The sequence below is a fragment of the Martelella sp. AD-3 genome (genome assembly GCF_001578105.1).
Taxonomy (GTDB): Bacteria; Pseudomonadota; Alphaproteobacteria; order Rhizobiales; family Rhizobiaceae; genus Martelella.
Window position 1 is genome coordinate 3423155 of the sequence record NZ_CP014275.1, and the last position, 11932, is coordinate 3435086.

Annotated in this window: 12 protein-coding genes; 7 read left to right on the top strand and 5 right to left on the bottom strand. The window is 62.5% G+C overall.

Annotated elements, in window-relative coordinates; translation table 11 throughout:
* Positions 1–52: 52 nt before the first annotated feature.
* The 3 genes from AZF01_RS15900 (at position 53) to cydX (ending at position 2992) form a co-directional block, all read left to right on the top strand.
* Positions 53–1645, top strand: coding sequence for a cytochrome ubiquinol oxidase subunit I (locus AZF01_RS15900; protein ID WP_061449714.1), 1593 nt, complete (start codon positions 53–55; stop codon positions 1643–1645).
* 6 nt (positions 1646–1651) lie between these two features.
* The gene (gene cydB / locus AZF01_RS15905; RefSeq protein WP_061449715.1) at positions 1652–2803 is read left to right on the top strand and encodes a cytochrome d ubiquinol oxidase subunit II; all 1152 of its coding nucleotides are present in this window, start codon (positions 1652–1654) and stop codon (positions 2801–2803) included.
* Positions 2804–2869: 66 nt separating this feature from the next.
* Positions 2870–2992 carry a cytochrome bd-I oxidase subunit CydX gene (gene cydX / locus AZF01_RS15910; RefSeq protein WP_061449716.1) on the top strand — a complete coding sequence of 41 codons (123 nt, stop codon included), beginning with the start codon at positions 2870–2872 and terminating at the stop codon, positions 2990–2992.
* A gap of 78 nt (positions 2993–3070) precedes the next feature.
* Here cydX and AZF01_RS15915 read toward each other — a convergent pair whose 3' ends face one another.
* Genes AZF01_RS15915 through ccmA form a run of 5 tightly spaced genes read right to left on the bottom strand, consistent with a single transcriptional unit; the run spans position 3071 to position 5962 of the window.
* Positions 3071–3670 carry a DsbE family thiol:disulfide interchange protein gene (locus AZF01_RS15915; RefSeq protein WP_061449717.1) on the bottom strand — a complete coding sequence of 200 codons (600 nt, stop codon included), beginning with the start codon at positions 3668–3670 and terminating at the stop codon, positions 3071–3073.
* Positions 3667–3828: a heme exporter protein CcmD gene (gene ccmD, locus AZF01_RS15920; RefSeq protein ID WP_061449718.1), complete on the bottom strand. Its 162-nt coding sequence runs from the start codon at positions 3826–3828 to the stop codon at positions 3667–3669. Before ccmD ends, AZF01_RS15915 begins: the two co-directional genes overlap by 4 nt.
* Positions 3825–4601: a heme ABC transporter permease gene (locus AZF01_RS15925; protein WP_061449719.1), complete on the bottom strand. Its 777-nt coding sequence runs from the start codon at positions 4599–4601 to the stop codon at positions 3825–3827. The genes ccmD and AZF01_RS15925 overlap by 4 nt, the downstream gene beginning before the upstream one ends.
* 41 nt (positions 4602–4642) lie before the next feature.
* On the bottom strand, positions 4643–5302 hold the full coding sequence (gene ccmB, locus AZF01_RS15930) for a heme exporter protein CcmB (RefSeq protein WP_061449720.1): 660 nt from the start codon (positions 5300–5302) through the stop codon (positions 4643–4645).
* A gap of 3 nt (positions 5303–5305) precedes the next feature.
* Complete coding sequence (ccmA, locus tag AZF01_RS15935) at positions 5306–5962, bottom strand: heme ABC exporter ATP-binding protein CcmA (protein WP_061449877.1); 657 nt, start codon at positions 5960–5962, stop codon at positions 5306–5308.
* A gap of 285 nt (positions 5963–6247) precedes the next feature.
* Between ccmA and acnA the strand changes: the two genes are divergently transcribed.
* The 4 genes from acnA (at position 6248) to AZF01_RS15955 (ending at position 11776) form a co-directional block, all read left to right on the top strand.
* Positions 6248–8941 carry an aconitate hydratase AcnA gene (gene acnA / locus AZF01_RS15940; RefSeq protein ID WP_061449721.1) on the top strand — a complete coding sequence of 898 codons (2694 nt, stop codon included), beginning with the start codon at positions 6248–6250 and terminating at the stop codon, positions 8939–8941.
* A gap of 193 nt (positions 8942–9134) precedes the next feature.
* The gene (locus AZF01_RS15945; protein WP_061449722.1) at positions 9135–10220 is read left to right on the top strand and encodes a Gfo/Idh/MocA family protein; all 1086 of its coding nucleotides are present in this window, start codon (positions 9135–9137) and stop codon (positions 10218–10220) included.
* 99 nt (positions 10221–10319) lie between these two features.
* Positions 10320–10913, top strand: coding sequence for an exopolysaccharide biosynthesis protein (locus AZF01_RS15950; protein WP_061449723.1), 594 nt, complete (start codon positions 10320–10322; stop codon positions 10911–10913).
* A gap of 125 nt (positions 10914–11038) precedes the next feature.
* Positions 11039–11776 (top strand): thioredoxin family protein, encoded by a 738-nt coding sequence (locus AZF01_RS15955; protein WP_061449878.1) that lies wholly within the window; start codon positions 11039–11041, stop codon positions 11774–11776.
* Positions 11777–11932: the final 156 nt, after the last annotated feature.

Below are 11932 nucleotides of genomic sequence, written 5' to 3' on the forward strand. Positions count from 1 at the left end.
TCCGGCGGAACCGATGAAACTTGAGACCCGGTTTGAACGCGGGAGAGACGCAATGGAACTGGACATCGTGGCGCTATCGCGCCTTCAATTTGCTATGACGGCGCTATACCACTTTTTGTTTGTGCCGTTGACGCTGGGCCTTTCCATGATCGTTGCGATCATGGAAACGACCTACGTCATGACAGGCCGCAAGATCTGGCGGCAAATGACTAAATTCTGGGGGACGCTGTTCGGCATCAATTTCGTGCTCGGCGTATCGACCGGCATCGTGATGGAGTTCCAGTTCGGCATGAACTGGAGCTATTACAGCCACTATGTCGGCGACATCTTCGGCGCGCCTCTCGCGATTGAAGGGCTGATGGCCTTCTTCCTGGAAGCAACCTTCGTAGGCCTGTTCTTCTTCGGCTGGGACCGCATGTCGCGGGTCGCCCATCTGATCACCACCTGGTGCGTGGCCATCGGCTCGAACCTCTCGGCTCTGTGGATCCTGATCGCCAATGGCTGGATGCAGAACCCGGTCGGCTCGACCTTCAACCCGGTCACCATGCGCATGGAGGTCTCGAACTTCTTCGCGGTTCTGACCAACCCGGTCGCCCAGGCGAAGTTCGTCCACACCGTTTCGGCCGGCTATGTCACCGCTTCGGTCTTCGTGCTCGGCGTTTCCGCCTGGTACGTGCTGAAGGGCCGGCATTCCGAGCTCGCCAAACGGTCAATGACGGTAGCCTGTTCCTTCGGCCTGGCCGCTGCCCTTTCGGTGGTCGTGCTCGGCGACGAAAGCGGGTATCTGACCACAGAACACCAGAAGATGAAGCTGGCGGCGATCGAATCCATGTGGGAAACCGAGCCCGCGCCTGCCTCCTTCACCCTGTTCGGCATTCCCGACACGCAGGACCGCGAGACGCATTACGCCGTCAGGATCCCGTGGGTCATGGGCCTGATCGGCACGCGATCGCTCGACACGCCGATCGAGGGCATCAACGAACTGGTGGAAAGCGGCAAGACCCGGATCGAAAACGGCATCCAGGCCTATACCGCACTCACCAACATGCGCGCCAATATGGGCACCGGCACGCCGGACACGGCGGACCAGGCGATCTTCGAACAGTATGGCAACGATCTCGGCTACGCCTATCTTCTGAAGCGTTTCGTCGATGATCCGAGCCAGGCGACGCCGGCCCAGATCGAACAGGCCGCCAACAGTCTCGTTCCGCCGGTCGGCACGCTGTTCTGGTCGTTCCGCATCATGGTCGGCGCCGGCTTCCTGTTCATCGCGGTGATGGCGACCTTCTTCTATCTGTCGGCCCGCCGTCGTCTCGATGCACACCGCTGGCTGCTGCATGTCGCCGTCTGGATCATCCCGCTGCCGTGGATTGCCGCCGAATGTGGCTGGATCGTCGCCGAGCTCGGCCGTCAGCCCTGGATCATCGAGGGCATCCTGCCGACCGCGCTTGCGGTCTCGAGCCTCGGGGCGGGCACGCTGCTTCTGACGCTCGCCGGCTTCGTCGCCATCTATACGGTGCTGTTCATCATCGAAATGGGCCTGATGCTCGCCGCGATCCGCAAGGGACCGCAGCCTGACAACGGACCCGAGATGCCTGTGCTCGGCTTCCGCCGCGTCCAGGGCACCATGACACCCGCGGAGTAAATCATCATGGTACTACACGATCTCATCTCCTACGAAGTCCTCCGCGTGATCTGGTGGCTGCTGCTCGGCGTCCTGCTGATCGGCTTCGCCATCATGGACGGCTTCGACCTCGGCACGGCAACGCTTCTGCCTTTCGTCGCCAAGGGCGACACCGAACGCCGCATCGTCGTCAACACGGTCGGCCCGGTCTGGGAAGGCAACCAGGTCTGGCTCATCCTCGGCGGCGGCGCGATCTTCGCCGCCTGGCCGGCAATCTACGCCGTATCCTTCTCGGGCTTCTACCTGGCGATGTTCGCGATCCTGTTCGCGCTCATCCTGCGCCCGGTCGGCTTCAAGTATCGCTCCAAGCGCGAAAGCGCCACCTGGCGCAATACCTGGGACTGGATGCTGTTCATCGGCGGCTTCGTGCCGACGCTGATCTTCGGCGTGGCGCTCGGCAATGTGCTGCAGGGCGTTCCCTTCCGGCTCGATGACGACCTTCGCATCTTCTACGACGGTTCGTTCTTCGGCCTTTTGAACCCCTTCGCGCTGCTGGCAGGCCTCGTCTGCGTCGCCATGCTCGTCATGCACGGCGCGGCCTACCTGTCGACGAAAACCGAAGGCCCGATCAACGACCGCGCCCGCGCCTATGGCTCGGTCTCCGCGATCGCGCTGATCGTGCTGTTCGCGCTCGCCGGTGTCTGGCTCTATTACGGCATTGACGGCTACGCCTATACCGGCGCCGTTGATGCGGCAGGGCCTTCGAACCCGCTCCTCAACGACGTTGCCCGTGAACAGGGCGCCTGGTTCGTCAACTACGGACGCTATCCGTGGATGATGCTGGCGCCCGCGCTCGGCTTCCTCGGCGCGATCGGCGCCTTCATCGGTCTGAAGGGCAACAAGCCGGCGCTTGCCATGCTGTCGTCCGCGGCGTCGGTCTTCGGTGTCGTCGCAACGCCCGGCGTGGCGATGTTCCCCTTCATCCTGCCGTCGTCGGAGCAGCCCGCTGCAAGCCTGACGGCCTGGGATTCATCGTCGAGCCACCTGACGCTGTTCATCATGCTGATCTGTGCCCTCATTTTCGTGCCGCTCATCCTCGCCTACACGTCGTGGGTCTTCCACATCATGTGGGGCAAGGTGACCGACAAGGACATCAACGGCGGCGGACACGCCTACTGATCGCCGAGGCAGGGCCGCGTCTCTTGAACGGCGCGGCCCGCCCCACCGAAACACAAGGAGTTTCAAATGTGGTATTTCGCTTGGATCCTCGGTCTGCCGCTTGCAGCACTGTTCGCAGTGCTCAACGCCATGTGGTACGAGCTGATGGATGATCGCGCCAAGGAGCGCCAGAGCCAGAAACAGGGCTGACACGCCTCAGCCTCAAATCAAGAAAGCCCGGGTCTGCCAAGCGCAGGCCCGGGCTTTTGGTTTCAGCCGTCCTTGATATCAGTTCATCAGCCGCGAAGCCGGGCCGATCGAGCGATTGATGACGGGGAGGATTTCCCGTTCATAGGAGGTAGAATCGATCGGGCCGACCTTCTTGAAAATGATCGTGCCGTCGGGCCCGACGACAAAGGTTTCGGGAATGCCGTAGACGCCCCAGTCGATGGCAGCGGCCCCGCTCCGGTCGACGCCGATCGCGGCGTAAGGATTGCCGAGTTGGCCGAGAAACCGCAACGCATTGTCCGGGTTGTCCTTGTAGTTGACGCCGACGACGTTGATCGCCGGGTCTTCGGCAAGCTTCATCAGAAACGGATGTTCCTGCCGGCAGGGCACGCACCAGGAGGCGAACACGTTGACGAGGGTGAACTTGCCGGCAATCTCCGCGTCGGTGAGCGCCGGGCGGTTGCTGCCCTCAAGCGGCGGCAGATCAAGCGCGGGGGCTTTCTTGCCAATGAGCACAGACGGGATCTCCTGGGGGTCGCGTCCGGACAGTATCTGCCAGCCGAAGACGGCAAAAAGAGCCGCGACCACGATCAGCGGCACGGCCGCCGCCAGATAGCGCCGTCTGCCCGCGCCCTGCATAGCCTCTTCTTCTTTGCTCATGCGCCCGTACCTGCGCCGCGCCGTCTTGCGCCGGCCTTCTCGAGGGCCGCAAGTTCGCGCCTGCGGGCCCGGCCATCCAGAACCAGCCAGGCGACGAGCCCGGCAAAGACGACCGCCGTCGCGCCATAGGCCGCGGCTATGAAGAAGAAGTGACTCATTCCTGCTCCTTCGGCTGCGGACGCGCCGCGGCCTCCGCCCGGCTCGCCGCGATCCGGCGCATGGCGGCGACACGGCGGCGATAGATCTCGTTGCGCATGGCGGCAAGGTGCATGGAGAAGAAGGCGAAAGTATAGGCCAGCGCCATGACGGCGAGCGGCCACAGGAAAACGGGATCGATCGTCGGCCCGTCGAGCCGGATCACGCTTGCCGGCTGATGCAGCGTATTCCACCAGTCGACGGAGAATTTGATGATCGGAATATTGATGACGCCGATGAGAATCAGAATGGCCGATAGCCGGGCCGCGCGCTGCGGTTCGTCGACGGCGCGGTTCAGCGCGATGATGCCGAGATACATGAGAAAAAGGATGAAGACCGAGGTAAGCCGCGCGTCCCACACCCACCACGCGCCCCACATGGGCTTGCCCCAGAGCGAACCGGTCAGAAGCGCCAGAAAGGTGAAAGCCGCGCCAATGGGGGCTGCGGCCTTGTGGGCGACATCGGCCAGCGGATGGCGCCAGACGAGCGTGCCGAGCGCCGCGATCGCCATGACCATATAGCACATCATCGAAAGCCAGGCGGCGGGCACATGGATGTACATGATCCGCACCGTGTTGCCCTGCTGGTAATCGGCTTCGGAGGTTAAGGAGAAAAAAAGCCCGACGGCGAACAGGACGAGCGTGATCGCGATCATGAACGGCAGGACGCGGCCGACGAGCGTGAGGAACCGCGTCGGGTTTGCAAGTCCCGCAATCAATCCCGTCTTTGGCTTCATCTCGTTCAAATCCGTCCTCCGCATTCCCTAAAGGGTTTCGCTCAATCATCGCCCTGACGCAAGGCCAGGCTGGCTGCGAGCGGACCGACGACGGCAAAAAAAAGCGTGAGCGCGACAAGAATGAGAAAGGGCGGCAGGAAGGCCTCGATCTCCGATGTCGCCGCATAGCTTGCGCCGACGCCGAAGATCAGCACGGGGATGGCGAGCGGCAGGATCAGGATCGGCACCAGAAGCCCGCCGCGCGGCAGCGAGACGGCAATCGCAGCCCCCGCCGCGCCGATGAAGGTGATGGCGGGCGAGCCGGCAAGCAGCGTGATGAAGGCAGCGCCAAGGCCTGCCGGGCCGACATTCATCAAAAGCCCCATGACGGGCGAAAGGATGACGAGCGGCAGCACATAGGCGGTCCAGTGGGCCAGGCATTTGACCAGCACGATCAGCACCAGCGGCTCGTCCTGCATCTTCAGAAGGTCGAGCGAGCCGTCGTCCCGCTCGGCGCGAAACAGCCGGTCGAGCCCGATCAGCGTCGACAGGAGCACCGCGATCCAGACCATGGCCGGGCCGATGCGCGCAAGCAGCGCCAGATCGGGGCCAACGCCGAACGGCACCGTCGCTACCACGCAGAGAAAGAACAGGAGCCCGACCAGCGCGCCGCCGCCGGCTCGCAAGGAAAGGATCACATCGCGGCGGAAAAGCGCGCCCATGGTCTAGAACGCCTCCGCCATGAAAGGGTCTGCGACAAGGCGCGTGGGGCCGGTGAACTCCATCGCCTCGGCGGCCTCAAGGCCGAGCGGCTCATGGGTTGCGGCAATGATGATGCCGCCGTCGCCAAGGTGCCTGTTCATCAGTCTGGCGACCGTCTCCCTGGCAGCCTTGTCGAGGGCGGCCGTCGGCTCGTCCAGCAACCAGACCGGGCGATAGACAACCAGAAGACGGGCGAAGGCGATGCGGCGCTTCTGGCCCGCCGAGAGGTATGCAAAGGGAAGATCGAGCACGCCTTCAAGGCCGACAGCCTCGGCGGCCTCCTCCGGGCCCAAGCCCGCGCTCCCTTCAAAATCCCCCAGAATCCGTTTCCAGACGGCCAGATTTTCACGCGCGGTCAACTCCGGCTTCATGGCGTTCTGGTGCGCGAGATAATGGGCGGCAAAGGCGAGCGACACTGCGTTTTCGTCATCGCCGATGAAATGAGCATGGCCGTCGGCCTTTCCGGCAAGACCCAGAAGCGCGCGCAATGCCGTCGATTTGCCCGCGCCGTTTGCCCCGGTGAAGACCATGCTCTGGCCGGCGGACAGCGTAAGCGACAAATTGCTGAAAATCAGCATGTCGCCCCGGCTGACCGAAAGGCCTGCAGCCTCTATGCGCAAAGCCATCTGCTCCCCTTCGCCGGACACGGCAGCCCGCATAACTTGCCGGTTGCTAAAAAAAATTTAAATTTCAACCATTGTTTATCTGGCACCTTTCTTAGAAATTATCTATACAATGCGCAACCACGCCAGCGGCCGGCGTGAAACACATCCTTGTGCCGAACTTGAGGTCTTTCGGCCTCACGTGCGGACAGCGGAAATGGTCGCACCCGCATCCTGATGTCGTAAGTACATAGGCGTTCGCACGGCTAGTCTTGGCCAATCAGAATGAGCGGGGTTTTATCCGTGGCTAAATCACTCGACAGTTTTGAATGTCGTTCCACACTCGACGTGGACGGCAAAGAGTATGTTTACTACAGCCTGCCAAAGGCTGAAGCGAACGGGCTCGAAGGCGTCTCGAAGCTTCCCTTCTCCATGAAGGTGCTTCTCGAAAATCTTCTGCGCAACGAAGACGGCCGCTCGGTCACCAAAGACGACATTCTTGCTGTCGCCAAGTGGCTTAACGACAAGGGCACGGCCGGCGCCGAGATCGCCTACCGCCCGGCCCGCGTGCTGATGCAGGACTTCACCGGCGTTCCCGCCGTCGTCGATCTCGCCGCCATGCGCGACGGCATCGTCAATCTCGGCGGCGATCCGGAAAAGATCAATCCGCTGGTGCCCGTCGACCTCGTCATCGACCACTCCGTCATCGTCGACGAATTCGGCACGCCGCAGGCTTTCGCCCACAATGTCGAATATGAATACAAGCGCAACGGCGAGCGCTACCGCTTCCTGAAATGGGGCCAGCAGGCGTTCAAGAATTTCCGCGTTGTTCCCCCCGGCACCGGCATCTGTCACCAGGTGAACCTCGAATATCTCGGCCAGACCGTCTGGACCAAGGAAGAGGATGGCGCCGAGATCGCCTATCCCGACACCTGCGTCGGCACCGACAGCCACACCACGATGATCAACGGTCTCGGCGTTCTCGGCTGGGGCGTTGGCGGTATTGAAGCCGAAGCGGCCATGCTCGGCCAGCCGGTCTCGATGTTGCTGCCGGAAGTCATCGGCTTCAAGCTGACGGGCGAGCTCAAGGAAGGCGTCACCGCCACCGACCTCGTGCTGACCGTCGTGCAGATGCTGCGCAAGAAGGGCGTCGTCTCCAAGTTCGTCGAGTTCTACGGCGCCGGCCTTGATTCGATGACGCTCGCCGACCGCGCCACCATCGGCAATATGGGCCCGGAATACGGCGCGACCTGCGGCTTCTTCCCGGTCGACTTCGAAACGCTCCGCTACCTCGATATGTCTGGCCGCACCAGGGAGCGCATCGCGCTGGTCGATGCCTACACCAAGGCGCAGGGCATGTACCGCGAATCGGGCGGCGAGGATCCGGTCTTCACAGACACGCTGGAACTCGACCTCGGCGACGTCGTTCCGTCCATGGCCGGCCCGAAGCGCCCGGAAGGCCGCATCGCGCTCGAAAACATCGCCTCCGGCTTTTCCGAAGCCATGGTCGACATGTACAAGAAGGACAAGGGCGAGATCGACAAGCGCTATGCCGTGGAAGGCACCGATTACGATCTCGGCCATGGCGATGTCGCGATCGCCGCGATCACATCCTGCACCAACACCTCCAACCCCTCGGTGCTGATCGCCGCCGGGCTGCTTGCCCGCAACGCCGTCGCCAAGGGCCTGAAGACCAAGCCCTGGGTCAAGACCTCGCTCGCGCCCGGATCGCAGGTTGTCGCCGAATACCTGGAAAAGGCCGGTCTGCAGGATGACCTCGACGCGCTCGGCTTCAACCTTGTCGGCTTCGGCTGCACCACCTGCATCGGCAATTCCGGTCCGCTGCCGGCCCCGGTCTCGAAGACCATCAACGACAAGGGCCTGATTGCCGCCGGCGTTCTGTCCGGTAACCGCAACTTCGAAGGCCGCATCTCGCCGGACGTTCAGGCCAACTATCTGGCCTCCCCGCCGCTGGTTGTCGCCCATGCGCTGGCCGGCACGGTGAGGAAGGACCTGACCACCGAGCCGCTCGGCCAGGACAAGGACGGCAACCCGGTCTACCTCAAGGACATCTGGCCGTCCTCGAAGGAGGTGCAGGAGACGATCGAGAAATACGTCACCCGCGAACTCTACGAGACCAAATATGCCGACGTCTTCAAGGGCGACGAGAACTGGCAGGCGGTACAGATCCCGGATGGTCAGACCTATGCCTGGGACGACGACTCGACCTATGTCCAGAACCCGCCCTACTTCGTCGGCATGGGTAAGACGCCAACGGCCGTTTCCGATATCAAGGATGCCCGCATTCTCGGCCTGTTCGGCGACAAGATCACCACCGACCACATCTCCCCGGCCGGTTCGATCAAGGCGCAATCGCCTGCCGGCGAATATCTGATGGGCCACGATGTGGCGGTTGCCGACTTCAACCAGTACGGCACGCGGCGCGGCAATCACGAAGTGATGATGCGCGGCACCTTCGCCAATATCCGGATCCGCAACCACATGCTCGGCCCGAACGGCAAGGAGGGTGGCTACACCATCCACTATCCGTCCAAGGAAGAGATGTCGATCTTCGACGCGGCGATGGAATACAAGAAGGAAGGCGTTCCGCTCGTCATCTTCGCCGGTGGCGAATATGGCAACGGCTCCTCGCGTGACTGGGCGGCCAAGGGCACCAACCTTCTCGGCGTGCGCGCCGTGATCGCCGAGAGCTACGAGCGTATCCACCGCTCCAACCTCGTCGGCATGGGCGTGATCCCGTTCACCTTCGAGGACGGCGCGACGTGGGAAAGCCTGGGCCTGAAGGGCGACGAGACCGTTTCGATCGAAGGTCTTGCCGACATCAAGCCGCGCGAGAAGAAGATCGCCAAGGTCACCTTCTCCGACGGCACGGTGAAGGAGGTTCCGATCCTCTGCCGCATCGATACGCTCGACGAGCTCACCTACGTCAACAATGGCGGCATCCTGCAGACGGTGCTGCGCGATCTGGCCGCCTGAGAAGGCCACAGCCATTGATGTGAGATTTGAAGCCGGGCGGCGCAAGCTGCCCGGTTTTTTGTGCCTGACCTTCCCTCCTCTGCGTGTCTTCCTCGTGCTTGACACGAGGATCCAGGGCGGTATGGGCAGGTTGTGTTGAGGCCAAACACCCTGTAACTCACCTCTCAAGCGCATTTTCAGGGAACCATCGAGCATGTCACCCATACCCTTCGCAGTCATCGGTTCGGGATGGCGGGCGTCTTTCTTTCTCAAGATCGCCGGAGTTCTTCCCGACCATTTCCGCGCCGTCGGCATCGTCTCAGGTCGGCCGGAGACCGAACGCAGGGCGCTGGCGGAGCGTTGGAACGTCGCGGTATTTGCTTCTGTCGACGCGCTTCTGGCGGCGACACGGCCCGAATTCGCTGTCGTTTCAGTGCGAAAGGACGAGATCGTCGAACGTATCTCGGAATTTGCCGCGCGCGATCTTCCCGTCCTCGCCGAAACCCCGGTCGCCCCCGATCATGAGGGATTGCGCGCGCTCCACGCACTGGTCGAGGCGGGCGCGAGGATCGAGGTGGCCGAGCAGTATTTCCTCCACCCGGTCATTTCGGCAATGCGGCGCCTGATCGCAGACGGGCTGATCGGAACGCCCGGCTACGCCCATGTCTCGATCATGCAGACTTATCACGGCATATCCGTCATGCGGAAACTGCTCGGCATCGGCTTTGAAAACGCGACTGTCACCGCCAGCAGTTTTTCGCTGCCCGTGGTCAAGGGGCCGGGCCGCTACGACCAGCCGGAACGCCTCGAGATCATCGAGGCCGACCAGACCATCGCCACCTTCGATTTCGGCGACAGGATCGGCATCTACGACTTTGCCGAGAGCCAGCACAGAAGCCGCATCCGCGCGCCGCGCATTACCGTGCGCGGCGAACGCGGCGAGATCACGCCGGAGCGTGCAACCTATCTGATCGACGAGCGCACGCCGATGTCTGTGGAACTTGCCCGCATGGACAAGGGGCATTTCACCAATTTCGAGGGCTATCACCATCACGGCGTCATGGCGGGCGGACGCTATGTCTACGAAAACCCCTTCCCCGGTCCGCACCTGACGGACGACGAGATCGCGGTCGCGACCTGCCTGCAGAACATGCGGCATTTCGTCGAAAGGGGCATTTCATCCTATAGCTTCGCCGAAGCCGCGCAGGATTGTTATCTTGCCGCGACGATGCAAAAGGCCGCCGCGGACAAGACGCCGGTGACGAGCGAGACGCAAGCCTGGCGCCGCGCCACCGTCTGAAGCCGCCAGACCGGGTTGCAAATCCTTCACACTTGAAACCGGAACGATGCGCGCGCCTTCGCGTTTTGCCGCCAAGGGACACATTGAGCGGAGCAAAGCGTGAGCAGCAACCAGGACGACGACCAAAACGCGCTGACCGGGATCACCCGCGAAGCGCTCGACCATTCCGACGGCGAGCGGGTTTCCGTTGACGACATGCTCACCACCTTCGGATCGGCCTCCTTCGTGCCGCTCCTGATCCTGCCGTCTCTGCTGGTGATGTCGCCGCTGGGCGGCGTGCCGGGGCTTTCATCACTCTTCGGCATCATGATCGTGCTGATCGCCGGCCAACGTCTGATCGGGCGGAAAAGCATCTGGCTTCCCGGCGTCATCCGCCGCCGTTCGATCGAAAGCGGCAAGGCTGCCAGGGCGATGGAGAAGATGCTGCCAGCGACCCGTTTCATCGATCGGCATTCGCGCCGGCGGCTTGCCTTTCTCTTCCGAGATCCGCTCGCCCTCATCCTGCCGCTGGCCTGCGTTCTGGCCGGCGCGTTCATGCCGGTTCTCGAACTCGTCCCCTTCGCTTCCGCCTTTCTCGGGCTTGCTGTCATGCTGGTTGCCTATGCGATGCTAAGCCGCGACGGTTTGTTCGCGCTCCTGGCGCTGGTACCGATCGCAGCGGCTCTCTGGACGGGAAAGACCGTCATCTTTTGATTACATGTTTTTTCACCCCATCGTGACTTTCGGTTGAAGGGCGATGAGGCTAGATTGACGCCATGCTTGACAAGCGCCGGCTGATAGTGGCCGCGCGATCCCTTTAACCGGTGAAGGTTCCTGCCGTGCTGAAGCAGACGATCATATCGGCCGCCTTTATTGCGGCTTTCGCCTTCTCCACGGCCGAGGCGGGCAAGATCCAGAACCCGCTCGGCGTTCTCGAGCTGTTCACCTCGCAAGGTTGCTCGTCCTGCCCGCCGGCCGACAGGGCAGCAGCCGAGATCGCCGGTCAAGGGGACATCATCGTCCTGAGCTTTCACGTCGATTACTGGAACTATCTCGGCTGGACGGACACGATGAGCAGCCGTCAAAACACCGAACGGCAATATGCCTATGGCGAAGCCATGGGCCGCAGCGGGGTCTACACCCCGCAGGCGATCCTCAACGGCCGCGAGCAGATGATCGGCACCAGCAGGGCCGACCTCAACGACAGCCTCGAAACGCTTGCCGCCAAAGGAGACGGCCTCAACGTGCCGGTTTCCACGCAAATGCACGGCGACGAGGTGCTGATCGATATCGGCGCGGGCTCCGGCAAGGCGGACGTCCTCGTCGTCTATCTCAAGGGCGAGGAAGAGGTCGCCATCAAGGAAGGCGAGAACAAGGGCAAGACGATCACCTACCGCAACATCGTCACCGATGTGCAAACGGTGGGCATGTGGCACGGTTCGCCGACCAGGATCACCCTCCCCGCCCGCGTTCTCGACGCGCGCGAGAGCGATGGCTGCGCCATTCTCCTGCAATCGACCGACAGGGCGGGCAATCCCGGCCCGATCCTCGGCGCCACGCTGATCACCACCCGCTGAAGCGCCTGCCGAACGGGATTTTCGGCGCCCCAACGCCGGGTTTGCCCGAGGAATTAACAACTTCTTTACCATGTTCGGCGAAAGCTATGGTCAGGACCCATGATGCGGTCTTGCGTGCGTAAAGGGGACAGCTTGCTTGATGCGCCGCAGGAACCG

Excerpts from the sequence above, each read along its gene's own strand:
- ccmB (WP_061449720.1), bottom strand. The coding sequence starts at position 5,302 with ATGGGCGCGCTTTTCCGCCGCGATGTGATCCTTTCCTTGCGAGCCGGC.
- cydB (WP_061449715.1), top strand. The coding sequence starts at position 1,652 with ATGGTACTACACGATCTCATCTCCTACGAAGTCCTCCGCGTGATCTGG.
- AZF01_RS15925 (WP_061449719.1), bottom strand. The coding sequence starts at position 4,601 with ATGAAGCCAAAGACGGGATTGATTGCGGGACTTGCAAACCCGACGCGG.
- cydX (WP_061449716.1), top strand. The coding sequence starts at position 2,870 with ATGTGGTATTTCGCTTGGATCCTCGGTCTGCCGCTTGCAGCACTGTTC.
- AZF01_RS15900 (WP_061449714.1), top strand. The coding sequence starts at position 53 with ATGGAACTGGACATCGTGGCGCTATCGCGCCTTCAATTTGCTATGACG.
- AZF01_RS15915 (WP_061449717.1), bottom strand. The coding sequence starts at position 3,670 with ATGAGCAAAGAAGAAGAGGCTATGCAGGGCGCGGGCAGACGGCGCTAT.
- ccmD (WP_061449718.1), bottom strand. The coding sequence starts at position 3,828 with ATGAGTCACTTCTTCTTCATAGCCGCGGCCTATGGCGCGACGGCGGTC.
- AZF01_RS15945 (WP_061449722.1), top strand. The coding sequence starts at position 9,135 with ATGTCACCCATACCCTTCGCAGTCATCGGTTCGGGATGGCGGGCGTCT.